The 23137-nt window shown below is 64.8% G+C and carries 27 protein-coding genes; 9 read left to right on the top strand and 18 right to left on the bottom strand.

Annotated elements, in window-relative coordinates; translation table 11 throughout:
• Positions 1-97: 97 nt before the first annotated feature.
• The 7 genes from coaA to hisB are packed head-to-tail and all read right to left on the bottom strand — an operon-like array spanning position 98 to position 4667.
• Complete coding sequence (coaA, locus tag BUB39_RS11020) at positions 98-1051, bottom strand: type I pantothenate kinase (protein WP_073053190.1); 954 nt, start codon at positions 1049-1051, stop codon at positions 98-100.
• A gap of 17 nt (positions 1052-1068) precedes the next feature.
• Positions 1069-1392 carry a phosphoribosyl-ATP diphosphatase gene (locus BUB39_RS11015; RefSeq protein ID WP_073053189.1) on the bottom strand — a complete coding sequence of 108 codons (324 nt, stop codon included), beginning with the start codon at positions 1390-1392 and terminating at the stop codon, positions 1069-1071.
• A gap of 10 nt (positions 1393-1402) precedes the next feature.
• Positions 1403-2191: an imidazole glycerol phosphate synthase subunit HisF gene (gene hisF, locus BUB39_RS11010; protein ID WP_073053188.1), complete on the bottom strand. Its 789-nt coding sequence runs from the start codon at positions 2189-2191 to the stop codon at positions 1403-1405.
• A complete protein-coding gene (gene hisA / locus BUB39_RS11005) occupies positions 2191-2931 on the bottom strand; it encodes a 1-(5-phosphoribosyl)-5-[(5-phosphoribosylamino)methylideneamino]imidazole-4-carboxamide isomerase (protein ID WP_073053187.1) in 741 nt (246 codons plus the stop codon). The genes hisF and hisA overlap by 1 nt, the downstream gene beginning before the upstream one ends.
• The gene (hisH, locus tag BUB39_RS11000; RefSeq protein ID WP_073053186.1) at positions 2931-3584 is read right to left on the bottom strand and encodes an imidazole glycerol phosphate synthase subunit HisH; all 654 of its coding nucleotides are present in this window, start codon (positions 3582-3584) and stop codon (positions 2931-2933) included. The genes hisA and hisH overlap by 1 nt, the downstream gene beginning before the upstream one ends.
• On the bottom strand, positions 3581-4066 hold the full coding sequence (locus tag BUB39_RS10995; protein ID WP_073053185.1) for a DUF2628 domain-containing protein: 486 nt from the start codon (positions 4064-4066) through the stop codon (positions 3581-3583). Before BUB39_RS10995 ends, hisH begins: the two co-directional genes overlap by 4 nt.
• A gap of 7 nt (positions 4067-4073) precedes the next feature.
• Positions 4074-4667, bottom strand: a complete 594-nt coding sequence (gene hisB / locus BUB39_RS10990) for an imidazoleglycerol-phosphate dehydratase HisB (RefSeq protein ID WP_073053184.1) — start codon at positions 4665-4667, stop codon at positions 4074-4076.
• Between the two features lie 216 nt (positions 4668-4883).
• Here hisB and hslV point away from each other — a divergent pair, with 216 nt between their 5' ends.
• The 4 genes from hslV (at position 4884) to BUB39_RS10970 (ending at position 8345) form a co-directional block, all read left to right on the top strand.
• The gene (hslV, locus tag BUB39_RS10985; protein ID WP_073053183.1) at positions 4884-5450 is read left to right on the top strand and encodes an ATP-dependent protease subunit HslV; all 567 of its coding nucleotides are present in this window, start codon (positions 4884-4886) and stop codon (positions 5448-5450) included.
• Complete coding sequence (locus tag BUB39_RS10980) at positions 5440-5961, top strand: GNAT family N-acetyltransferase (RefSeq protein ID WP_073053182.1); 522 nt, start codon at positions 5440-5442, stop codon at positions 5959-5961. Before hslV ends, BUB39_RS10980 begins: the two co-directional genes overlap by 11 nt.
• A complete protein-coding gene (gene hslU, locus BUB39_RS10975; RefSeq protein ID WP_073053181.1) occupies positions 5958-7262 on the top strand; it encodes an ATP-dependent protease ATPase subunit HslU in 1305 nt (434 codons plus the stop codon). Before BUB39_RS10980 ends, hslU begins: the two co-directional genes overlap by 4 nt.
• Before the next feature lie 135 nt (positions 7263-7397).
• Positions 7398-8345: a DUF1402 family protein gene (locus tag BUB39_RS10970; protein ID WP_073053180.1), complete on the top strand. Its 948-nt coding sequence runs from the start codon at positions 7398-7400 to the stop codon at positions 8343-8345.
• Positions 8346-8350: 5 nt separating this feature from the next.
• Here the strand turns inward: BUB39_RS10970 and BUB39_RS10965 are convergent, their stop codons facing one another.
• The 4 genes from BUB39_RS10965 to BUB39_RS10950 are packed head-to-tail and all read right to left on the bottom strand — an operon-like array spanning position 8351 to position 11138.
• Entirely contained in the window at positions 8351-8719 is a 369-nt protein-coding gene (locus BUB39_RS10965) for a helix-turn-helix domain-containing protein (RefSeq protein ID WP_073053179.1), read from the bottom strand.
• Positions 8720-8722: 3 nt separating this feature from the next.
• Positions 8723-9292 carry a Smr/MutS family protein gene (locus BUB39_RS10960; protein ID WP_073053178.1) on the bottom strand — a complete coding sequence of 190 codons (570 nt, stop codon included), beginning with the start codon at positions 9290-9292 and terminating at the stop codon, positions 8723-8725.
• Positions 9289-10380: a murein transglycosylase A gene (gene mltA / locus BUB39_RS10955; RefSeq protein WP_244540225.1), complete on the bottom strand. Its 1092-nt coding sequence runs from the start codon at positions 10378-10380 to the stop codon at positions 9289-9291. The genes BUB39_RS10960 and mltA overlap by 4 nt, the downstream gene beginning before the upstream one ends.
• 11 nt (positions 10381-10391) lie before the next feature.
• Positions 10392-11138, bottom strand: a complete 747-nt coding sequence (locus tag BUB39_RS10950) for a Tim44/TimA family putative adaptor protein (protein ID WP_073053176.1) — start codon at positions 11136-11138, stop codon at positions 10392-10394.
• A 261-nt stretch (positions 11139-11399) separates the two neighbouring features.
• Here BUB39_RS10950 and secB point away from each other — a divergent pair, with 261 nt between their 5' ends.
• Entirely contained in the window at positions 11400-11882 is a 483-nt protein-coding gene (secB, locus tag BUB39_RS10945; RefSeq protein WP_073053175.1) for a protein-export chaperone SecB, read from the top strand.
• 3 nt (positions 11883-11885) lie between these two features.
• Here secB and dnaQ read toward each other — a convergent pair whose 3' ends face one another.
• From dnaQ to BUB39_RS10915, 6 genes are all read right to left on the bottom strand, one after another.
• A complete protein-coding gene (gene dnaQ, locus BUB39_RS10940) occupies positions 11886-12602 on the bottom strand; it encodes a DNA polymerase III subunit epsilon (protein ID WP_073053174.1) in 717 nt (238 codons plus the stop codon).
• 73 nt (positions 12603-12675) lie between these two features.
• Complete coding sequence (locus tag BUB39_RS10935; RefSeq protein ID WP_073053173.1) at positions 12676-13413, bottom strand: class I SAM-dependent methyltransferase; 738 nt, start codon at positions 13411-13413, stop codon at positions 12676-12678.
• Complete coding sequence (coaE, locus tag BUB39_RS10930; protein WP_073053172.1) at positions 13406-14026, bottom strand: dephospho-CoA kinase; 621 nt, start codon at positions 14024-14026, stop codon at positions 13406-13408. Before coaE ends, BUB39_RS10935 begins: the two co-directional genes overlap by 8 nt.
• Positions 14023-14871: a shikimate dehydrogenase gene (locus BUB39_RS10925; protein ID WP_073053171.1), complete on the bottom strand. Its 849-nt coding sequence runs from the start codon at positions 14869-14871 to the stop codon at positions 14023-14025. Before BUB39_RS10925 ends, coaE begins: the two co-directional genes overlap by 4 nt.
• Positions 14868-15479, bottom strand: coding sequence for a Maf family protein (locus BUB39_RS10920; protein ID WP_073053170.1), 612 nt, complete (start codon positions 15477-15479; stop codon positions 14868-14870). The genes BUB39_RS10925 and BUB39_RS10920 overlap by 4 nt, the downstream gene beginning before the upstream one ends.
• Positions 15476-16312 carry a pyruvate, water dikinase regulatory protein gene (locus tag BUB39_RS10915; protein ID WP_073053169.1) on the bottom strand — a complete coding sequence of 279 codons (837 nt, stop codon included), beginning with the start codon at positions 16310-16312 and terminating at the stop codon, positions 15476-15478. Before BUB39_RS10915 ends, BUB39_RS10920 begins: the two co-directional genes overlap by 4 nt.
• A gap of 445 nt (positions 16313-16757) precedes the next feature.
• On the opposite strand from BUB39_RS10915, the gene hemE reads away from it, so the two are divergent.
• The 3 genes from hemE to rho all read left to right on the top strand — a co-directional run bounded on the left by hemE (position 16758) and on the right by rho (position 19702).
• Complete coding sequence (hemE, locus tag BUB39_RS10910; RefSeq protein WP_073053168.1) at positions 16758-17777, top strand: uroporphyrinogen decarboxylase; 1020 nt, start codon at positions 16758-16760, stop codon at positions 17775-17777.
• 16 nt (positions 17778-17793) lie between these two features.
• Entirely contained in the window at positions 17794-18222 is a 429-nt protein-coding gene (gene hemJ / locus BUB39_RS10905; protein WP_073053167.1) for a protoporphyrinogen oxidase HemJ, read from the top strand.
• Positions 18223-18436: 214 nt separating this feature from the next.
• On the top strand, positions 18437-19702 hold the full coding sequence (gene rho, locus BUB39_RS10900) for a transcription termination factor Rho (RefSeq protein ID WP_073053166.1): 1266 nt from the start codon (positions 18437-18439) through the stop codon (positions 19700-19702).
• Here the strand turns inward: rho and BUB39_RS10895 are convergent.
• A complete protein-coding gene (locus BUB39_RS10895) occupies positions 19687-21732 on the bottom strand; it encodes a thioredoxin domain-containing protein (RefSeq protein ID WP_073053165.1) in 2046 nt (681 codons plus the stop codon). The two genes, rho and BUB39_RS10895, sit on opposite strands and share 16 nt — an antisense overlap.
• A 64-nt stretch (positions 21733-21796) precedes the next feature.
• Here BUB39_RS10895 and mnmE point away from each other — a divergent pair, with 64 nt between their 5' ends.
• Complete coding sequence (gene mnmE / locus BUB39_RS10890) at positions 21797-23089, top strand: tRNA uridine-5-carboxymethylaminomethyl(34) synthesis GTPase MnmE (RefSeq protein ID WP_073053164.1); 1293 nt, start codon at positions 21797-21799, stop codon at positions 23087-23089.
• Positions 23090-23137: the final 48 nt, after the last annotated feature.

The following is a 23137-nucleotide window of genomic DNA, read 5'->3' as shown; positions in this document are numbered from 1 at the left end:
GTGGGGGTTCGCGCCCTTAGCACCCCGGCACACACCGCCACAACGCCTATCTTCGCAACTGCGAACGAGTGGCATTCCAGCCCGTCGGCAACAGACTTCAGAGACGCCGCAGCGCGACCTGTTCGATGAGGTGATTGGCGCCCTTGCTGAGGATCAGATCGGCGCGCGGCCGCGTCGGCAGGATGTTTTCGCGCAGATTGACAAGGTTGATGCGCGACCAGAGCCGCTCGGCGATCGCCAGCGCCTCTTCCTCGGGGATGAGCGCATACCGGTGGAAATAGGAACTCGGATCCTGGAAGGCCGTGGCGCGCAGCCGCTCGAACCGCGCGACATACCAGCGGTGGATATCGATCTCGTCGGCGTCGATATAGATCGAGAAATCGAAGAAGTCGGAGACAAAGGGCACCGCCTTGCCGTCGCGCGGCAGGCGGGGCGTCTGCAGGACGTTGAGGCCCTCGACGATAAGGATGTCGGGCGCATCGATCGTGACGCGCTCGGAAGGGACGATGTCATAGACGAGGTGCGAATACAGCGGCGCGGACACGCGCGGCGAACCCGCCTTGATGTCCGAGAGGAAAGCCAGCAGCGCCGGCAGATCGTAGCTGTCGGGAAACCCCTTGCGCTCCATCAGCCCTTCGCGCTGCAGCACGGCGTTCGGATAGAGGAAACCATCGGTGGTGACGAGCTCAACCTTCGGCGTATCCGGCCAGCGCTGGAGCAGGGCGCGCAAAACGCGCGCCGTGGTCGATTTGCCAACCGCGACCGAGCCGCCAATGCCGATGATGAAGGGCGTCTTGCCGTCGGTAGTCCCGAGAAAGGTGCGCGTCGCCTTATAGAGCCGCTGCGTCGCCGCAACATAGAGATTGAGCAGGCGCGAGAGCGGCAGATAGATGCTCACGACCTCGTCGATAGAGATCGGGTCGTTGAGGCTGCGCAGCCGCGCCAGATCGCTCTCGTCAAGCGTCAGCGGCGTGTCGGCACGCAGCGACGCCCATTCCTCGCGGGTGAAGTAGCGGTGCGGGGCGAGCTGAGGCCGCGATGCGCTGTCCATCGTCTGTTCCCAGCGGCCTATTCGGGCGGCCGCGACGCCTTCTCCTCGAGCCCGGTGCGTCCGGTACGCCCGGCAAGCTCGGCCATCACGGCATCGAGCGGGATGCCGCGCGCTTCGAGGAGAACCACAAAATGATAGAGCATGTCGGCGGCCTCCGACGTCAAGGCGGCGTTGTCGCCCTCGACAGCCGCGATTACTGCTTCGACCGCTTCCTCGCCAAACTTCTTGGCGACGCGCGCCGGCCCTTTGGCGAGGAGCTTCGCCGTGTAGGAGCCGGGATCGCCCGAGGTCGCGCGGGCATGCACGATGGCGACGAGGTCGGGAAGAGTGAAATCGGACACGGGGGCCTCCTCAGCCATCAAGCCGGACGGCAATGCCGGCCGCCGCCATATGGGCCTTCGCCTGCTGCAGCGTGAAGGTGCCGAAATGGAAGATCGAGGCGGCCAGAACGGCGCTGGCATGACCGATACGCACGCCGTCGACGAGGTGATCGAGGCTGCCGACGCCGCCGGATGCGACGACCGGCACCGACACCATATCCGCAATCGTGCGCGTCAGCGCGAGATCGAAGCCATCGCGGGTGCCGTCACGGTCCATCGAAGTCAGCAGGATTTCGCCGGCGCCGAGCTCCGCGACCTCGCGTGAATATTGGACGGCATCGATGCCGGTCGGCTTGCGGCCGCCATGGGTGAAGATCTCCCAGCGGTCCTCGTTGTCGCCGCCGACGCCGCGCCGACGTGTCTGCTTGGCGTCGATGGAAACGACAATCGCCTGCGCGCCGAACTTCTCGGCCGCACGGCCGACGATCGTCCGATCGAACACGGCTGCACTGTTGATCGCCACCTTGTCGGCGCCAGCCAGCATCAGCGCGCGGATATCCTCGACCGTACGCACGCCGCCGCCGACCGTCACCGGCATGAAACAAGCCTCGGCGGTGCGGGCCACGACATCGAGGATCGTGCCGCGATTCTCGTGCGTCGCGGTGATGTCGAGGAAGCAGAGTTCGTCGGCACCGGCCGCGTCATAAGCCTTGGCGGCCTCGACGGGATCGCCGGCATCGATCAGGTCGATGAACTGCACGCCCTTGACGACGCGGCCGTCCTTGACGTCGAGGCAGGGGATCACGCGGGTCTTGAGCATCAGTTCAGTCTCCGCGCGTCGCGGATCAGCTTCAGCGCCTCGGCCGGATCGAGTCGGCCGTCATAGAGGGCGCGGCCGGAAATTGCGCCTTCGAGGATGCGGCAGTCAGGCTCCAACAAACGGCGGATGTCGGCGATCGAAGCGAGGCCGCCCGAGGCGATGACGGGGATGCCGACGGCGCGGGCCAGGGCCAGCGTCGAGGTGATGTTGAGCCCTTCGAGGACGCCGTCGCGATCAATGTCGGTGAAGATGATCGCGGCGACGCCGGCATCCTCGAAACGGCGGGCAAGCTCGATCGTGGTGAGTTCCGATGTCTCCGCCCAGCCCTCGACCGCGACCTTGCCGGCGCGTGCGTCGATGCCGACCGCGATCCGGCCGGGATGCGCGCGGCAGGCCTCGCGCACGAGATCAGGATCGCGCACGGCGATCGTGCCCAGGATGACGCGGGCGATGCCCTTGTCGAGCCAGGTCTCGACGCCGGCGCGATCGCGGATGCCGCCGCCCAGCTGGACCGGCATCTTCACCGAGCCGAGGATCGCCTCGACGGCGGCGCCGTTCACCGCCTTGCCGGCAAACGCGCCGTTCAGATCGACAACATGTAGATATTCGAAGCCCTGGTCCTCGAACTGCTTCGCCTGCGCGGCCGGATCGGTGTTGAACACAGTCGCCTCATCCATGGCACCGCGCTTCAGCCGGACGCAGGCGCCGTCCTTGAGGTCGATGGCGGGAAAAAGGATCATCAGGGGCGCCAGTCCAGGAAGTTGGCGAGAAGGGCGAGACCGAGCTTCTGGCTCTTCTCGGGATGGAACTGCGTGCCGGCGATCGTGCCGGTCGCGACGATCGCCGTGACCGGTCCGCCATAGTCGGCGCTCGCGATCACGTCGGCTGGATCATCCGGATAAAGCTGATAGCCATGCAGGAAATAGGCGTGCCAGCCCTCGGGCCCCGTCGGGATGCCCGCGAGCAGGGGATGGGCATCCCTGGACGCGTCGAGCGTATTCCAGCCCATATGCGGCACCTTCAGCCCGGCATCGGCCGGGTGAACAGGACGAACCTCGCCCGGAATGCGATCGAGACCGGGCGAGATGCCATATTCGACGCCGCGCGTCGCCAGAAGCTGCATGCCGACGCAGATGCCGAGAAATGGCCGGCCGCGACGGTCGATAGTCTCGATGATCGCCTCGATCATGCCGTCGACTGCGTCGAGCTGGGCGCGGCAATCGGCAAAGGCGCCGTCGCCGGGCAGCACGACGTGATCAGCGGCAGCAACCACGGCCGGATCGGAGGTGACGACGACCGGTCCGCCGGAGCCCTTGCGCGCCACCGCGAGTTCCAGCGCCTTGCCGACCGAATGCAGGTTGCCGGCGCCATAATCGATGATGGCGATGGTCATCGCGCGCCCTCCGCCTGCGGGAAGAGGCCGATGACCGATCCGCCGACCTGACTGTTCATCGGGCCCGGCGCGGACGGAGGAATGCGCGGCGGCAGCGGCGCGGCCGCCGCCTCAGGCAGGCCGAGGAAGTAGCGGATCTCCGCCTCATCGATATTGGCGCCGCTCGCGACGCCGCGGGGGGCATAGCCGCGACGGCGAAGCGCGAAACGGCGCAGATCATTGCCAAGAATGCCGAGCGCCAAAGGGAGCGCTGCCGCGAGCAGCGTCGCGGGCGCACCGATCCGCTCGCCGAGAAAGCCGAGCCCGGTGACGGCCAGGACATAGAGCGCTGCCTCGACGAACAGGCGGCGATACAGCATCCAGGGCAGCGTGATCAGCAGCGCCGGCCAGCAGAAGCCATCCTTCACGAAGACGAGGCGGAGCGCCTCGGGCGCACCGTCCTTCGAGGGAAGCGGCGGCGCGAGAACGATGTAATCTCTCATGATCGCCTCAATCGCCCAGCTTGCCCTTGGTGGAAGGGACGCGTCCGTCCTGGCGCGGGTCGATGGCGACAGCGGCTCGCAGCGTCCGCGCCAAGGCCTTGAAGCAGGTTTCCGCAATGTGGTGGTTATTCTCGCCGTAGAGATTTTCAATGTGCAGCGTGATGGCCGCATTCTGCGCGAAAGCCTGGAAGAACTCGCGGAACAGCTCGGTATCGAAATCACCGACCTTCGGCCGCGTGAAGACGGCCTTCCAGACGAGATAGGGCCGACCGGACACATCGACGGCACAGCGCGTCAGCGCTTCGTCCATCGCCAGATGCGTATCGGCATAGCGCGTGATGCCGCGCATCTCGCCGAGCGCCTTGCGGAAGGCGAGTCCGAGCGCGATGCCGACATCCTCGACGGTGTGATGCTGGTCGATATGCAGGTCGCCCTTCGCCGCGAGATCGAGGTCGAACAGGCCATGGCGCGCGAGCTGGTCGAGCATATGATCGAAGAAGCCGATCCCGGTCGCGATCGCCCCACGGCCGGTGCCGTCGAGATCGATGGTGACACTGATCTCCGTTTCCTTCGTCTTGCGCTCGATCGTGGCGCTGCGCATCGGCAGGGCTTCCTTCTGACTTCCCCGCGAAAACGAGGATCGGCGCGCTTTTAGCAGGCGTCGCGCGCGAATGCCACCAGCTTGCCGATCGATGTCTATCGACGCCGGCGCCCCTCCTTTGCATCTTGAAAAGGCGGACTTACATAAGAGCCTCGATTCAACAGGGATCGCCGCGGGGCCCAAGCGGACCAACGCGATCCGCCACGAAAGCCTCTCATGTCTCATCACGATTCCGACAATCCCTATGCCGCCTGGCATGGCACGACGATCATCACCGTCCGCAAGGGCGGCAAGGTGGTCATCGCCGGCGACGGGCAGGTGTCCCTCGGCCAGACCGTCATCAAGCACAATGCCAAGAAGGTACGCCCGCTCGGCAAGGGCGGCGTGATCGCCGGGTTCGCCGGCTCGACCGCCGACGCCTTCACGCTGTTCGAGCGGCTCGAGGCAAAGCTCGAGCAATATCCCGGACAGCTCACGCGCGCTTGCGTTGAGCTTGCCAAGGACTGGCGCACCGACCGCTATCTGCGCCGCCTCGAGGCGATGATGCTCGTTGCCGACAAAACAACGAGCCTGGTGCTGACCGGCACAGGTGATGTTCTGGAGCCGGAAGGCGGTGTCATGGGCATCGGTTCCGGCGGCAATTATGCACTCGCCGCCGCCCGCGCGCTGATGGACACAGAACAGAGTGCCGAACAGATCGCCCGCAAGGCCATGGCCATCGCTGCCGATATCTGCGTCTACACCAATACCAGCGTGACGCTCGAACAGCTCGATGCCGCCTGACGCCAGCCAACGCTACGGATTCCGGCCGCTTGAGCATTGCGACCTCGGCCGAATCCGGGCGTGGCTGTCAGCGCCGCATGTGGCGGCCTGGTGGGACGAGGCAGATTTCGCGACCGAAAAGATCGCAGCCCATCTGAGCGATCCAGCCGTCCGTTCCTACCTGATCCTGATCGACGGCCGCGAGGCCGGATATCTCCAATCCTATGATCCGCATGCGGAGGCGGATCATCCCTATCAAGACCAGCCGAACGGCACGCTCGGCATCGACCAGTTCATCGGCGAGGCGAACCTCATCGGCGTCGGTCACGGGCCGGCACTGATCGCAACATTCGCACTGCAGCGCTTTGCCGAAGGCGTGCCGCGCATCATCACCGATCCGGACCCTGCCAATCAGAGGGCGGTCCGGGCCTATGCCAAGGCCGGGTTCCGCGTGCTCGACCAACGCACCACGATTTACGGTCCCGCGCTCATCATGGGGCGGGATTCCGGGAACCAGACGAGACCGACATGACCAATTTCTCCCCCCGCGAGATCGTCTCCGAGCTCGACCGCTACATCATCGGCCAGCAGGACGCGAAGCGCGCGGTCGCCATCGCCCTTCGCAACCGCTGGCGCAGGCAGCAGCTCACCGGGCCGATGCGCGAGGAAGTGCTGCCGAAGAACATCCTGATGATCGGGCCAACCGGCGTTGGCAAAACCGAGATCTCCCGCCGCCTGGCGAAGCTCGCCAATGCGCCCTTCCTGAAGGTCGAGGCGACCAAGTTCACCGAGGTCGGCTATGTCGGCCGCGACGTCGAGCAGATCGTGCGCGATCTCGTCGAGATCGGCATCGCGCTGACGCGCGAGACGCGCCGCAAGGATGTCGAGGCCAAGGCGCATCTCTCGGCCGAGGAACGCGTGCTGACGGCTCTGGTCGGCGATGCTTCGAGCCCGGCGACGCGCGAGAGCTTCCGCAAGAAGCTTCGTGCCAACGAGCTCGACGACAAGGAGATCGAGATCGAGCTGCGCGACCAGGGCGGCATGCCGCAATTCGACGTTCCGGGCATGCCGGGCGCGTCGATCGGCGTCATGAATATCGGCGACATGCTCGGCAAGGCGTTCGGCGGCGGGAAGACCAAGACGCGACGTGTCACGGTCAAGGATTCCTACAAGCTGCTGATCGACGAAGAATCGGACAAGCTGCTCGATACCGACGCGATCACCGCCGAAGCCATTGCGACCGTCGAGAATGACGGCATCGTGTTCCTCGACGAGATCGACAAGATTTGTGCACGCGAGGGCCGGGCCGGCGACGTTTCCCGCGAGGGCGTGCAGCGGGATCTGCTGCCGCTGATCGAGGGAACGACGGTCGCCACCAAATACGGGCCGGTCAAGACCGATCACATTCTGTTCATCGCGTCGGGCGCTTTCCATATCGCCAAACCTTCGGACCTTCTGCCGGAGCTTCAGGGCCGCCTGCCGATCCGCGTCGAGCTCTCGGCGCTGAAGGAAGAGGATTTCCGCCGCATCCTGACCGAAACCGAGGCCAGTCTCATCAAGCAGTATATCGCGCTGATGGCGACGGAGGGCCTGACGCTCGCGATCACGGATGATGCGATCGACGCCATCGCCCGCATCGCCGTCGAGATCAATTCGGCGATCGAGAATATCGGTGCGCGGCGCCTGCAGACGGTGATGGAGCGCATTCTCGACGACATCTCGTTCGCCGCGCCCGACCGCAGCGGCGAGACGGTGACGGTCGACGCGGCCTATATCGAGGCCCATATCGGCGACCTCGCGCGCAACACCGACCTCTCGCGCTACATTCTCTAGCGCGCTCACGGCATCGTGGCGGGCGCCGGTCTGTTGCCGGCGCCCGTTTGAATGCTATAAGCCGCCCCTGCCGCCCGGCCAGCCAGCCGCGGTTCCGGCCCCGCAGCTTCTGGTCCCGAACGGCGGATCGTCTCGATGTCGCGCCTCAGCGGAGCCCTCTCGGCTCTCCTCCTCCTTGCCTTCGTTCTGCCGGCGCATGCTGCGGTCGACGTTCCGCCGGGCAATCGCTCGAAGACGCAGCCAGCGATCGACATGAGCTCGATCAAGCGCACGGGCGAGACCAAGGAAAGCTTCGAGGGCAAGTATCAGCGCATCTATAACCTGCTGAAGCGCGATCCCGGCCTCATCCGTTCGATCAAGAAGTCAGCCGCTCGCTATGGCATCGACCCGATCCACATGATCGGGGCCATCGTCGGCGAGCACACCTACAATGTCGGCGTGATCGACAATGCCCAGGCCTATTACGTCAAGGCGCTGGCCTATCTCGGCACCAAGGAACTTGTCTTCGGCTATCAGGGCGAACCGATCGACGCCTTTCTGAGCCGGCCGGAATTCAAGGCCTGCGACAGCTTCAAGAGTAATTACGATCTTTGGACCTGCCGTGAGAGCGTGTGGAATGCCAGCTTCCGCGGCAAGAAGGTCGACGGCGTCGCCTATCCGCGCGACCGCTTCTCGAAGGTGTTCTTCCAGCCGCTTTTTGCCGGCCAGACCTTCGGCCTCGGCCAGATCAATCCGCTGACGGCGCTGATGGTCACCGATATCGTGCACCAGAAGAGCAGATTGCCGGAACTCGATGCCGACCAGGCGCCGGCGGTCTACCAGGCCATCATGGATCCGGATTCCTCGCTCGACTACATGGCGGCGATCATCCGCCTGTCGATCGATGTCTATCGCGACACGGCGGGCGTCGACATCTCCGACAATCCTGGCATCACCGCGACGCTCTATAATGTCGGCGACGTCAAGGTGCGCGCCCGGACGCTCGCGGCCGCGCGCAAGCGCAACAAGAAGGCTTGGCCGGAAGAGAACTATTATGGCTGGCTGGTCAACGACCGCATCGAGCAGCTGCGCGCCCTGCTCTGACGCCTTCAGGGCTTGCGCCGTGTCGCCGCGAGAATGACGGCCTTTAGGGTTCTGAGGGCTTCCGGCGACAGATCGGCGATCTCGTCAGCCAGAAGATTGGCGAGTTCGGTCGCCTCGGCAGCGAGGCCGGCCGTCTCGATCGTGACCTTTGGATGCGAGCGTGCCGCGAGGCGCTGCAATTCCTCTGCATCGTCCCAGATCACATTGAAATAGGCGATGATGCGCTGGATCATCAGCCAGGTCGGCCGGCCGCGTCGGCCATGTTCGAGCGCCGAGAGATAGGCGCTCGACACGCCGATGGCCTCCGCCATGTCCTTCAGCGAAACGCCCCGCTCGGCGCGCATCTCACGCAACCGTCGCCCGAACGGCGTCATGGCTCAACCCTCGCGGCGTCGGCGGATGCGCACATAGAGCGCGCCGCCGCCGCCGTGGCTGCGATGGGCCTCCTCGAATCCGATGACGATATCGCGGATCCCTGGCTCGGCGAGCCATTGCGGGACACGCCGGCGCAGCACGCCGCGCTCCATCTCGCCGAAATGCGCCGCATGCGTGACGTCTCCGTCGCGTCCCTTGCCCGTAATGACCAGAACCAGCTTCGCGCCCCGCGCCTGCGCGCCGACCAGGAAGGCGCGGAGGCGATGATGGGCGTCGTGCTGGGTCAAGCCATGCAGGTCGATGCGGCCGTCGATGCCCTGGATGCCGCGGGCGACGCGATTGAGCGTCCGCCGCTCGATCGCCGCGAGCGGCGGGGTCTTCGGCTTCTGCGCGGCCGGCGCCACTGCCTTGTCCGGTGCCGGCAACGCCGCCAGCATCTCCTCAGTCACTGGTTCCGACAGTGCGGGCTCCGGCGCGATCGCCTCATCCGCACGAAGCGGCACGGCGGTTCGCGCGACGGTGGCCCAGAGCGTCCGCTCTTCCGACGAGAGGCCGCGGCGGCGGCGGCTCATTGCGGCGACCGGGGGAGGAAGGTCACAAAGCGGCCCTTCGCCTGCATGCGCCCGGCCGTCTCGCCGGCCGCATCGCCGGAGCCAAAAAAGATGTCGCCGCGCCCCGGACCGAGAATGGCCGAGCCGGTATCCTGCGCGATGAGCAGCCGCCGGAACGGTGACAGACCATGCGGCTCCGGGACGCTGGTCTCGATCCAGATCGGCGCGTGGAAGGTATGCAAGGTCCTGTCGACCGCAAGACTGCGGCCGGCCGAAAGCGGGACCTTGGCGGCGGCGATCGGGCCGAGCGACGCGTCCTCCACGGGCGCTTCGCGGAAGAAGATGTAGGACGGGTTCGACGCCATCACGGCGGCCGCCTCGTCCGGATGGTCGGCGAGCCAGGCGCGGATCGACTGCATGGTTACGCCGCCGCGCTGCAGCGCGCCGCGATCGAGCAATTCGCGGCCAATCGAGCGATAGTCATGGCCGGATTTCGCCGCATAGGTGACGCGCAGCAGGGTGCCATCCCGCATCCGCAGCCGGGCCGCCCCCTGCACGTGGACGAAGTAGGCTTCGACCGCATCGGCGAGATAGGCGATCTCCAGGCCACGGCCGTCGAGCGCGCCAGCCATGATCGCGCCGCGATCGAAGAAGGGCTCGAAGCCGGTGGCGACTTTTCGGGCAAAGCGCATGCCGGGCGGCAAGCCCGGGGGTGGCGCCGTCTCGTCGACCTCGACGAGTTCCACCGGTGGACACAAAAGAGGCGTCTGGAAGCGGTCGTCTGCGACGCGTGAGGCATCCGCCTCGGGCTCGTAATAGCCGGTGAAGAACCCGTCGCCCGCCGCACCCTCATGTGGCAGAAAATGCGTTTCGAAGAACACGCGCGCGGTACCCGCATCGAGCGCTTCCGGCAGGGCCAGCGCCTGCCGCGCGACAGCCGAAAGCGCCTCGCCGTCGACGCCGAGCGCCCGGGTTTTTGGCGGCTTGTCGGAAATATAGGCGGCCGAAAGACGAAACGCCCGAAAGGCGCTCGCATGGTCGTCCTCATTCCAGCCGGCAAGCGTGTCGAAGCCGACCGGCACGAGCGGACCCACTTCCCCCGAGGTCACGGGCGGCTCCGCTATTCGACGGTTTCGGTGGCGACGAGCAGCCAGTTGGGATCGCGGGACGACGTGTCGCGCGCGAAGGTCCAGATATCCGTGACATCGGCGACCACGACCGGATCACCGTCCACAACCTCGCCGGCCTTATTGCGCGTCGCGGAGACGAGCTTGGAGACGAAGCGTGCGGTGACCTGCGCCGACTTACCCTTCATCGCCGCGTCGACCAGTTCGGCCTTGTCGATGCCAACGAAATTGAACTCGACCGTCTCGCCACGCTGTTCGCGCTCGGTGATGGCTCCGGCAAAGCCGTCATAGACCTCGCGGCCGAGCAGGGGCTTCAGCGCCTTGCGATCGCCTTCGGCAAAGGCCGTGACGATCATCTCATAGGCGGTGCGGGCGCCATCGAGGAATTGCTTGGGGTCGAAATTGCGATCCGCCGCCATGATCGCGGCGAGCGCGGTCGCCAGTGGCGATCCCTCCGGCGCATAGGCCGAGATGCGATCCGCGACAACATCGACGGTAGCGGCAGGGGCATCGACCCCGTCGCGCCGCGGCATCGGGATCACCTTGTCGCCCCGGGGAACCTCGACGGGGCGCGCGTCGAGCGGCTTGCCGTTGGCGTCATTGGCGCTCTTGCGTGTGAACGGATCGAAAGGCGGGCGTTCGCTGCCCGTCCGCTGTCCGAGCACGCCCCGAAGTTTCCAGAAGATCACCACCGCGAGCACGAGGAAGATCAGCGTGTAAATGTCGACGAAGCCGTTCATGCCGAAGGCGTCCCAATCCTCTCAGGCCGCGAGGCCGGTCCCTGCAAGCCGATGCTCCCCTTTATCTGGTATCTGGGAGCGTCGATCCAAGTGCACTTTCCCGTTGAAGACAGATCGGGGTCGATGCTGTCAAGGGCTCGCCGCGGCAGCCGGCGGAAGGCCGGCCTTGCAAGCTTGTATCACGGGGGCGGAAGTGTTAGCGAGCCACGCCAGAAGGATGCGGCCGGAGCGGCCGATCTTACGTCGAGGGAGCGCCAGTTCATGGCAGACAGCACCGAGGTCGACCCGAACCAGGGCCAGCCGAATCTTTCCGTCCTGACGCAATATGTGAAGGACCAGTCGTTCGAGAATCCGGAAGCGCCGCGCTCGCTTGGTCCGCGCCGGACGGCGCCTTCGATCAATATCGGCATCAATGTTTCGGCCAATCCGCTCGACGCCGAGGATTTCGAAGTCGAGCTGCGGCTTGAGGGCAAGGCGACCGACGGCGACCAGGTGCTGTTCGTCGCGGAGCTGCTCTATGCCGGCATTTTCCGCATCGCCAATGTGCCGAAGGAAAATCTCGCGCCTCTCTTGATGATCGAATGCCCGCGACTGCTGTTCCCGTTCGCGCGGCAGATCCTGGCCGACATGACGCGCAATGGCGGCTTCCCACCACTGTTGATCGACCCGGTCGATTTCACGGCGCTCTATCGCCAGCGCCTGATGGAATTCTCGCAGAACCAGCCGAGCGGCCGTCCGAGCTGACGCTCAGGCCTGGCGTTCCGCTTCAAGATAGGACGACCAGATCGCGCCGCTCAGCTTGCCGACCAGCGCGGCATGCGCGGCGCGATCCGCCTCCGTGAGGCGCGAGGGCAGAGGCGCTGGACGCACGAGGATCGGCCGCACGCCGCCACTCGCCGCAACGGTCGCCGCTGCTGCGACCTCCTGCTCGGTGACGAGGATCAGGCCCGGCTGGCGACCGCCGATCAGTTCCAGATAGACATCGGCCAGCAGCTGCGCGTCGAGAAGACCGCCATGCAGCGTGCGCTTCGACGTGTCCACCCCATAGCGCGCGCAGAGCGCATCCAGCGAGTTCGGACCGTTCGGGTGCTTCTTGCGCGCCAGCATCAGCGTGTCGACGACCCGCGCCGACGCAACAGCCGGCATGCCGAGCCGAGCGAATTCCGCGTTGATGAAGCCGATGTCGAAGGTCGCGTTGTGGGCGATCAGGGGGGCATCACCGATAAAGTCAGCGAATTCCCCTGCGACGGCGGCGAAGAGCGGCTTGTCCGCGAGAAACTCAGTCGATAGGCCGTGCACACGGAACGCCTCGTCCGGCATCGAGCGTTCCGGATTGATATAGACATGGAAATGGCGGCCGGTCGGCAGGTGGTTATAGAGCTCGATACAGCCGATTTCGACAAGCCGGTCTCCCTTCAACGGGTCGAGGCCGGTGGTTTCGGTATCGAAGACGATTTCGCGCATCGGTTCTCATCAATCCTCGCCGCCGGCTGCGTTCCTCGCCGGGGCCGCTGCCGATCATAGCCAAAGCACTGCTTCAGAGCGAGCCGAACGGAATGATCTCCCGGCTCTTGGCTGTGAATGGACTGCCCTCATAGTCGCCCATCCAGCGATCGACGCGAAGGCCGGCAGCCGCAATCTCGCGCTCGATTTCGTCCTTTCGTGCAAAAGCGATCCTCGACTGCGCCTCGAAGAGCCGGCCATCGTCCAGACGATAGTGTGTGCCATAGGTGACGACGCCCGATTCTGCATCGAACACGACGTCGTTCCAGCGCTCGACCATTCCGAAAACCGGATGCGGCAGCGTTGCCCGGGTTGCGTCGGCCGTCCATAGCTCCCACGCGCGCGCCTCCGGATTGCGGCTGTCGAAGAAGAAATGTCCGCCGGGCGCGAGGTGGCGCGCGATGACGGCGAACAACGACGCGCGATCGGCCGGAGCCAGCAGCGTCTGGTAGGCATGGCCAGTCATCACGATCATGTCGAAGGGCTCGTCCAGAGCGAGGGATCGCGCATCGGCCTCTATCCAGCGCACCTTTTCCCCGTCAGGACGACGGCGCGCCACGTCCAGCATCGCACCGGCCGGATCACAGCCCGTCACACGATGGCCGCGACGCGCCAGTTCGGCCCCGAAGAGGCCCGTGCCGCAGCCGAGGTCGAGCACGCGGTCGGAGCCCTCGACCAGATCTGCGAAGAACGAGAAGCTCTCCGTCCAGGGATTCTCCCAGTCATAGAACCGGACCAGTTCCGGATCGGCGTAAAGGAGATCGTCAGTCAAGGCGCGGCGTTCCCCTCGCAGCTGCGACAGGCGCGACTGCCCGCAGGATGTCGTCGACAGTTCGGGCTGCCTGGGAAAGGCCGCTTCCGGTCGGGACGATGAAATGCGCGCGACGGCGTTTCTCCCCATCCGCCATCTGCCGGGCGAGGATCACCTTGAACCGCGCTTCTGTCATGCCGGGCCGGGCGAGGACACGGTCGCGCTGGATGGCTTCCGGCGCCGACACGACGACGACGGCATCGACACGGCTTTCGCCCTGTGTCTCCAGCAGCAGCGGGATGTCTAGCACCGCGACAAGGCGTCCAGCCTGATGCGCGGCCACGCGGAAGGCGCGCTCCTCGGCCCGCACCAGCGGATGCACCACCGCCTCGAGCGCCGCAAGCCGCGCCGGATCGTTCTGGACCAGAGCCCCGAGCAAGCCCCGGTCGATCGTGCCATCCTTCACTGCGTCCGGAAACAGGTCGCTCACCGGCGCGACCGCGGCGCCGCCAGGCCTGTAGAGCGCGTGAACAGCCGTGTCGGCGTTGTAGACGGCAGCCCCACGCGCCGCGAACATCGCTGCGGTCGTCGACTTGCCCATGCCGATCGAGCCGGTGAGGCCGAGCGTGATCACGCGGCGACGCCCATATCCGAAAGGATGATGCGGCGGAGCTCATCCGTCACCTCCGGCCGCACGCCGAACCACCGCTCGAAGCCGGGCGCGGCCTGATGGAGCAGCATGCCGAGCCCGTCGACCGTGGCAAGCCCGCGTACCCGCGCCGCCTTCAGCAGCGGCGTTTCGAGCGGCGCATAGACGATATCGGTCACCAGCATCGTGTCCTGTACCGGTTCAAGGTCGATCTCGAGCGGCGGCTGCCCCTCCATCCCGAGCGATGTCGTGTTGACCAGGAGGGTTGCCTCCTTGAGGAGGCCCGGCACGTCCTGCCAGGTTGCAGCGACGACCGGCGGCCCAAAGCGCGTCACCATGGCCTCGGCACGGTCGAGGCTGCGATTGACGACATAAACCGGCGCGAAACCGCGCGTCTTCAAGGCATGGATCACAGCCCGCGCCGCGCCGCCGGCACCGAGCACAATCGCCGGGCCGCCGCCGGCGCCAAAATCCGGAACATACTGATCGAGATTGGCGAGGAAGCCCAACGCGTCCGTGTTGCTGCCGATGAGATCACCCTTCTCCAGCCACAGTGTGTTGACGGCACCGAGTGCAGTCGCGACCGCATCCGCCTTCGCAACCGCAGCGAAGGCCGCTTCCTTGTGCGGCACGGTGACATTGGCGCCTATAAAGGGGCCGCCGGCGAATCCGGACAGGAATTCGCCGATTTCCTCTGGCGCGACCGCATGGCGGACATAGTCACCCTCGATGCCATAGCGCGTCAGCCAATGCCGGTGGATGAGCGGCGAACGCGAATGCTTGATCGGCCAGCCAAGAACGGCAGCGGTCGGGATCTTCGATGCGCTCATGCTGGAGCTTCGTCCCCGTCGATGGCGCCTGCATCACGCAGTGCTTCAAGAAGGGGAAGCAACGGCAGGCCGAGAATGCTGAAATAATCTCCTTCGATCGCCGAGAACAGCCGAATTCCACGTTCTTCCAGATGATAGGCACCGACCGAACCGAAAATGCCGTCGCCGGCGTCATCAAGATAGCGCTCGATCGCCCTCGCGGTGAGCGGTCGCATCGTAAGTGTCGCGCTCTCTACATGCCGCCAGACGATCTCGCCGCGCTGCGCGATCGCAACGGCTGTGCGAAGGACATGCGTGCGGCCGGCGAGACACGCGATCTGCGCCGCCGCTCCCGAGCGATTCCCTGGCTTCACCAGCCGCTCGCCATCGAGATCCAGCACCTGATCGCCCCCGATGACCAGCGCGTCAGGATGAAGCACAAGCACTGCATGGGCCTTCGCTTCGGCGAGCGCCAGCGCAATATCGGACGGGCTGGCGCCGGCCGCGATCAGCGGCGTTTCCAGCGCACGTTCGTCGACCGGCGCAGCGATACTCTCAAACGCGACGCCGGCATTCGTCAGCAGGAGACGTCGCGCATGGCTCGTGGAGGCAAGGACGATCCGCGTCATTCCCGCCGTCCATGTTCGCCGCCGCGACGCAGCGCGAGGATCGCGGTCGCCGTTTCCTCGATCGACCTTCGGGTCACATCGATCACCGGCCAGCCCTTGCGGGCGCAGATGCGCCGCGTCGAGGCGATTTCGGCCGCGACGGCGGCACGGTCGACATAGGGATCGTCATTGCCGAGCGAGGAGAAGGCGAGGACCCGATTCTCGCGCATCTGCACGATCCGATCCGGCGTCGCGACCAGGCCGACGATCAACGGGTTCGTCACCTGCTCCAGTTCGGCCGGCAGAGCGACACCAGGAACGATCGGGATATTCGCCGTGCGCACGCCGCGATTGGCGAGATAGATGCTCGTCGGCGTCTTTGATGTTCGGCTGACGCCGATGATGACGATGTCGGCAAGGTCGAGTTCTTCCGGCAGCTGGCCGTCGTCATGCATCATCGCGAAAGTGAGCGCCTCGATCCGGCGGAAATAGTCGCCATCCAGCGCATGCTGCGCGCCCGCCCGGCCTTCCCGCGAGGCGCCAAGATAGGACTGGAACACCTGCAGCACGGGATCGAGCACCGAGAAACAGGGCACCGCAATCAGTCGGCAGCCACTTTCAAGCGGATCAGCGATGCTGCGGTCGACCAGCGTGAACAGGACGATGCCGGGTTCGCGCTCGATATCGGCCAGAATCCGCTCGACCTGTTTCGGCGAACGCGTCATGGCATGAAGATGCTCGATGACGGAAACGCTCGGATATTGGGCGGATGCCGCCCGGGCGACCGTGATCAGCGTTTCGCCGGTCGCATCCGACACGAGATGGAGATGCAGATGTCGCGGCTCGCTCTTCACACGATTGTCCCCAGGCCTGTGGACGATGCGCGGACAAATGCCCGGCACGGACGCACCATCGCCCGACTGTCCCCGAAGCGCTCAAAACGATCAACAGGGGCTGGGGTTGGGGACAGGATTATCCCGCTAAGGCTGGAATCGGGAATTGCGGCAGCAGTGCCCCAATTCCTAACACTTCGTTAACAGCCCGGCGCAGATCGTTCCAATTTTAACGATCATGAAACTCCTGTGGCGATTCAAGCCGATAGGCTGACGGCGTGGTAAGCTTCTCCACATGTCCCCAGAACCTGCTTCGCCGTCTTCGGATGGTATGCCGCAGAGCCGCGCGATTGTGGACGGTGCTGAATGACGCTAATCCCCCGCCAAGAAGAAGAAGAATCCAGAATCTAGAGTCTTCCTTTTGATTAAGAGGGTCCCGGTGGACAGCGGATCGCGACAGGACGAAATGCCTTCGAAGCTGCTGCGGGTCCTCGGCGGCGAGGCCGTGACACCGCCGCCGATCTGGCTGATGCGCCAGGCTGGCCGATACTTGCCCGAATACCGCGCGCTGCGCGCCGAGGCCGGCAGCTTCCTCGATCTCTGTTTCAATCCGAAGCTGGCCACCGCGGTGACGCTGCAGCCGATCGAGCGCTTTGGTTTCGATGCGGCAATTCTCTTCTCGGATATCCTGGTCATTCCGAAGGCGCTTGGCCGTGACGTTCGTTTCGTCGAGGGCGAGGGACCTCGGCTTGATCCGATCGATGCAGCCGGGATCGAAGCGCTGACCAGTGAAGGGGCTTCGGAACGTCTGACGCCCGTGCTGGAGACGGTTTCAATGGCTCGGGGGCAGCTCGGCAGGGAGACCGCTCTAATCGGCTTCTGCGGCGCTCCGTTCACGGTCGCGACCTATATGATCGCCGGCCGGGGCACGACGGATCAGGCGCCGACGCGTGTCTTTGCGGCGCGACACCCGGAGCTCTTTGCAAAGCTGATCGACCATCTGGTCGTCGCCTCGATCGATTATCTCGCAGCTCAGCTCGAAGCCGGCGCCGATGCCGTGCAGATTTTCGACAGCTGGTCGGGCGTCCTTTCGCCTGAGGGCTTTTGCCGCTGGACGATCGAGCCCATCGCGCGCATCGTCGAAGGCGTCCGCGAGCGCGTGCCGGGCGCCAGGATCATCGGCTTTCCCAAGGGCGCCGATCGCGCGATCGGCGATTTTGTCGGCGAGACGGGCGTCGATGCCGTGGGCGTAGACTGGACGGTCTCGCTGGATGCCGTTCGGGCCGAGCTGCGCGGCCGCGCTGCGCTGCAGGGCAATCTCGATCCGATGTTGCTGCTGGCAGGCGGCGCCGGGCTCGATGCCGCGATCGATGATATTCTCTCCGCGATGGAGGGCAGCCCGTTCATCTTCAATCTCGGACACGGCATCGTGCCGGAGACGCCGATCGCTCATGTCGAGCAACTGATCCGCCGCGTTCGCGGCTGAACGCGGAGGCTTAACGATGGCGGCTTATGACTGGATCAAGGCGCTACATGTCATCGCAGTGATCAGCTGGATGGCGGGGATCTTCTATCTGCCGCGTCTCTTCGTCTACCACACCGCTGCGCCCAAGGGCTCGCCTCAGTCCGAGACGTTCAAGGTGATGGAGCAGAAGCTGCTGCGCATCATCATGAACCCGGCGATGATCGTGACGTGGATCACCGGTCTCACCATCGCGATGATGGGCGGCTGGGAACGTCAGGGCTGGTTCATGGCGAAATTCGCTCTTGTCATCGTGATGAGCGCTTTCCACATGTGGCTTGCGGCCAAACGGCGCGCCTTCGCCGAGGATCGGAATACCGTTTCCGAGCGCGGCTATCGGATGGCAAACGAAGTTCCGACGGTGCTGATGATCGCCATCGTCATCCTCGTTGTGGTCAAGCCGTTCTGAACCCAACCGCGCCATTTCAGCGCGGTGCTTGCCCAGCGGCGTTCGAGCGACTATGGTGCGCCAATCTTGTCGAAGCAGACGGGTGCGGTTGGTCTTGCCCAGGACCGAACGACGCACCATGCAGGCAGCCCTTCGCGGCTCCGCCCGGCTCAAGTTCTGCGCAATCCCCTCGATGAACGCTTTTTCCTGAATCCAAGCGAGATTCGCCAAACTCATGCGTGAAATGAAACTTCAGGACCTCAAGTCCAAATCCCCGACGGAGCTTCTTGCCTTCGCCGAGGAACTCGAGGTCGAGAATGCGAGCACACTGCGCAAGCAGGAGCTGATGTTCGCGATCCTCAAGCAACTCGCCGGCAACGATGTCGAGATCGTCGGCCAGGGCGTCGTGGAAGTGTTGCAGGACGGCTTCGGCTTCCTCCGCTCCCCGGACGCCAATTATCTTGCCGGTCCCGACGACATTTATGTGTCGCCCTCCCAGATCCGCCGCTTTTCGCTCCGCACCGGAGATACGGTCGAGGGCTATATCCGCAGCCCGAAGGACGGCGAACGCTATTTCGCGCTGCTCAAGGTCAGCACGATCAATTTCGAGGACCCGGACAAGGCGCGCCACAAGGTCCATTTCGACAATCTGACGCCGCTCTATCCCAACGAGCGCTTCAAGATGGAACTGGAGGTTCCGACCTCCAAGGATCTGACGCCGCGAATCATCGATCTCGTGGCGCCGCTCGGCAAAGGCCAGCGCGCTCTCGTGACCGCGCCGCCGCGTACCGGTAAGACCGTGTTCCTGCAGAACATAGCGTCGTCGATCGCCGTCAATCATCCAGAATGCTATCTGATCGTCCTGCTGATCGACGAGCGGCCGGAAGAAGTCACCGACATGCAGCGCTCGGTGAAAGGCGAGGTGATCTCCTCGACCTTCGACGAGCCGGCGACCCGCCACGTCGCGGTGGCCGAAATGGTCATCGAAAAGGCCAAGCGCCTGGTCGAACATGGCCGCGACGTCGTCATCCTGCTTGATTCGATCACGCGCCTCGGCCGTGCCTACAACACCGTCGTGCCGTCATCCGGCAAGGTGCTGACCGGTGGCGTCGATGCCAATGCGCTGCAGCGGCCGAAGCGCTTCTTCGGCGCGGCGCGCAATATCGAGGAAGGCGGCTCGCTGACGATCATCGCCACGGCGCTGATCGACACCGGTAGCCGCATGGACGAAGTGATCTTCGAAGAGTTCAAGGGCACCGGCAATTCCGAGATCATTCTCGATCGCAAGGTGGCCGACAAGCGCGTGTTCCCGGCGATCGACATCACTCGCTCCGGCACCCGCAAGGAAGAGCTGCTCGTGCCGCCCGACATCCTCAAGAAGATGTATGTGCTGCGCCGCATCCTCATGCCGATGGGCACGGTCGACGCGATCGAGTTCCTGCTCGACAAGCTTCGCCAGACCAAGGGCAATTCCGACTTCTTCGATCAGATGAACACCTGACGGTCGCCCTTGCCGCGCATCAGCAGCGCGGCAAGCGCTTCGGCATCGGTCACGGGCAGCGAGCAGCTGCCCTCACGGCAGAGATAGGCCGTCGGCATTCCTCCGACGGCTTCTTTTCCGAAGGCCGGATGACTCTGCGGTAATGGCCGCCCCTCCGTGCGCCAATCCATCATCAGGTGTTTCCCTGCACAGGCCCGCAGCGTCTCGGCGAAGCTTGCCGTTGACGAGCCGTCCGGAACGATCACGACCAGCGACGCGATGTTGAGGCGAAGGTCGAGAGCGGAGAGCAGGCTCGCCGTTCCAAAGACATTGCCGCGGATCGTCCCCGCCGAAGCGGCGAGGATTGTGTCGGCCGCCGCACGGTGGTCATCACGTCCGGTCAGGGCCCAGAGACGGATATGGGCTTCTGCCGCGATGCCATGCGCGTTCGGCGTCGCCTCATCCAATCGCTCGCGCCGGCGCACGATCAGCTCGTCCCCGTCGTCTGGCGCCAGATAGAAGCCGCCATCGCCATCGCCATGATGACGGTGCAGTTCGTCGAGCCAGCGTTCCGCATCTGCCACCCAGCCCTCGTCGGCCGTTGCCTGATGCAGCGCGATCGCGGCACGGGCGAGATTTGCGAGGTCCGTCGAGAACGCCTTCGCTCGTCTGGCACCCGGGTAGGCGACGTGATGTAAGCGGTCGTGTTCCGTCGCGCCCGAGACGATCGCCGCGTAGGTGGTTTTCGCGAGATCGATCCAATCGGGGCGCTCGAGCCGGAAGCCGGCGGTGGCGAGACCGGCGATAGCAAGGGCGTTCCAATCCGTGAGCGGCTGGTCGTCGAGCGACGGTCGTGGGCGCTTTTCGCGTTGGTGCAGCAGCATGTCGAGCGCCCGTCGCGCTCTCGCTTCCTGCGGCGCCGCGAGACGCTCCGGATGGCGCAGGCGGTTGAGGATCGTCGAGCCCTCCCAGTTACCCGCCGCGGTGATGTCATAGAGCGCCGCAAGAAATTCCGCCTCTTCGGCACCGATCAAACGTACAATCTCGTCCGGACGCCAGACATAGAATCGACCCTCCTGGCCTTCCGAATCGGCGTCGAGGCCGGCAGCGAAGCCACCGCTGGCGCGCTGGAACTCGCGTTGCATCCAGCCGACCGTCTCTTCGATTCGGCTACGAAACAGATCAGCATCGCGCCCTGACCCGGGCCATGCGAGTGCTAGGTCTTCGATCAGAAGCGCGTTGTCATAGAGCATCTTTTCGAAATGCGGCACCAGCCAGCGAGCGTCGGTGCTGTAACGCGCCAAGCCGCCTCCGACATGATCATAGATACCGCCGTTGCAGAGACCGAGCCGCGTCGCTCTGACGACGTCGGCAAGGTCTGTACGACCCGTCTGCTCGGCGCGACCAGCCAGGAAGCCCAGCACCGGCGCATTGGGAAATTTAGGTGCCCCGCGCGTTCCGCCGGCCACAGGGTCCATAATGCCCAGGATGGCGTCTGTTGCCTGGTCCAATAGCGACGCATCGAGCCGGCTGGGGCCTCTCGACTCTTTCGTTGCTGCGATATGGGCGGTTATCTTGTTGGCTTGTTCAAGGATCTGCTCCCGATCCGTTCGATAAAGTCCCGCGATCTGCTGGAGCACGTCCGCGAAGCCGGGCCGGCCGTAGCGGGGCTTCCGCGGAAAATAGGTTCCACCCCAGATCGGCTTTCCGTCCGGCGTCAGGAACATCGTCAGCGGCCAGCCCCCCTGATCACCAAGGGCATGCAGTGCGCCCATGTAGAGCTGATCGATATCGGGCCTCTCCTCGCGATCGACCTTGATGTTGACGAAGAGAGCGTTCATCAACGCGGCTGTCTCGGCATGTTCGAAGGACTCGTGCGCCATGACATGGCACCAGTGGCAGGCGGCATAGCCGATCGACAGAAGGATGGGTCGATCGGTGGCCTTGGCCTCGTCGAGCGCCGCCTGGCCCCAAGCCCGCCAATGCACGGGATTGTCCGCATGCTGCAGCAGATAGGGGCTGGTCTCATGGCGGAGTTGGTTATCAGTCATGACGTCGGCGGCCTCCGGACAGTCTGCGCCTGATGGAACGGCGGTTTGAGGGAACATAGCGCAGATGGCAGCCGAGACGATCTTTGCCCTTTCGAGCGGCGCCGCGCCTACCGGCGTCGCGGTGATCCGCCTCAGCGGACCGCGAGTTCGATTCGGACTCGAAACGTTGATCGGTCACGTCCCTGAACCGAGGCGTGCGGCGCTTCGCCGACTGCATGCCGCGGATGGTAGCGTCATCGATCAGGGAATCATCCTGTTCTTTAGCGCACCTGCGAGCTTTACCGGCGAGGATGTGGCGGAGCTGCAGGTCCATGGGGGCCGGGCGGTCATATCGGCAATTCTGTCGGTCCTTGGAGCACTACCTGGATTTCGGGCCGCGCAGGCCGGGGAGTTTACGCGCCGGGCCTTCGAAAATGGCAAAGCGGACCTGACGGAAGTCGAGGGCCTCGCTGATCTGATCGCAGCCGAAACGGAGATGCAGCGGCGACAGGCTCTGGCCGTCGCGGAGGGGGGCTTGTCGGGGCGCCTGGAAGCCTGGCGCACGCGGCTGCTACGCACCCGGGCCCTGATCGAAGCTGAGCTCGATTTTTCCGACGAGGACGATGTGCCAACGTCCGTGCGAACTGCCGCTCTTGTCGAGGCCGCCAAGCTCGCCGACGAAATGGGCGAGATTCTGGAGGACAGCCATTGGGGAGAGCGCGTCAGATCCGGTTTTGAAGTCGTGCTTTTGGGCGCGCCCAACGTCGGCAAATCGAGCCTGCTCAACGCGCTCGCGCAGCGCGACGCCGCCATCGTGTCCGAGGAGGCGGGAACGACCCGCGACATGATCGAGGTGCAGCTGACGATCGATGGCCATGCCGTAACATTGGTTGACACGGCCGGCCTTCGGGAGGCGAAAAGTGGTGTCGAGCGGGAGGGGATCAACCGGGCACGGCAGCGCGGCGAACGGGCCGATCTCGTGCTTCTCCTCCATGATAGTGACCATGAGATGCCGTCTGCGCCGACTGGTCGACCTGCCCTGCCTGTTCGAACCAAGACGGATCTCGGCGGCACCATCTCGTCAGGCGTCGGCGTATCCGCGCGAACCGGAGATGGGTTGGCGGGACTTCGAGAGGCGATCGGGAAAGCGCTCGGCCTTGCAGTTCCACGTCCTTCGGCGCTTTTGATACGTGAGCGCCAGCGCAGCGGCGTCGCGACTGCGCGAGACGGATTGATCGGCATATCGGCGTCGATGGCGCCTGAACTCGTGGCGGAACAGCTTCGACAGTCCGCCGATGGCCTGGCCCGCGTGACCGGGCAAACGGATGTCGAGGAGATGCTTGGCGTCATTTTCGGCGAGTTCTGTATCGGGAAATGAGCGCGCCCACGCGCCCTGTTTCACGTGAAACAGTGCACCGCTTTGACG

It is taken from the genome of Kaistia soli DSM 19436 (assembly GCF_900129325.1).
GTDB lineage: Bacteria > Pseudomonadota > Alphaproteobacteria > Rhizobiales > Kaistiaceae > Kaistia > Kaistia soli.
This window is presented reverse-complemented; position numbering and strand designations above follow the sequence as displayed.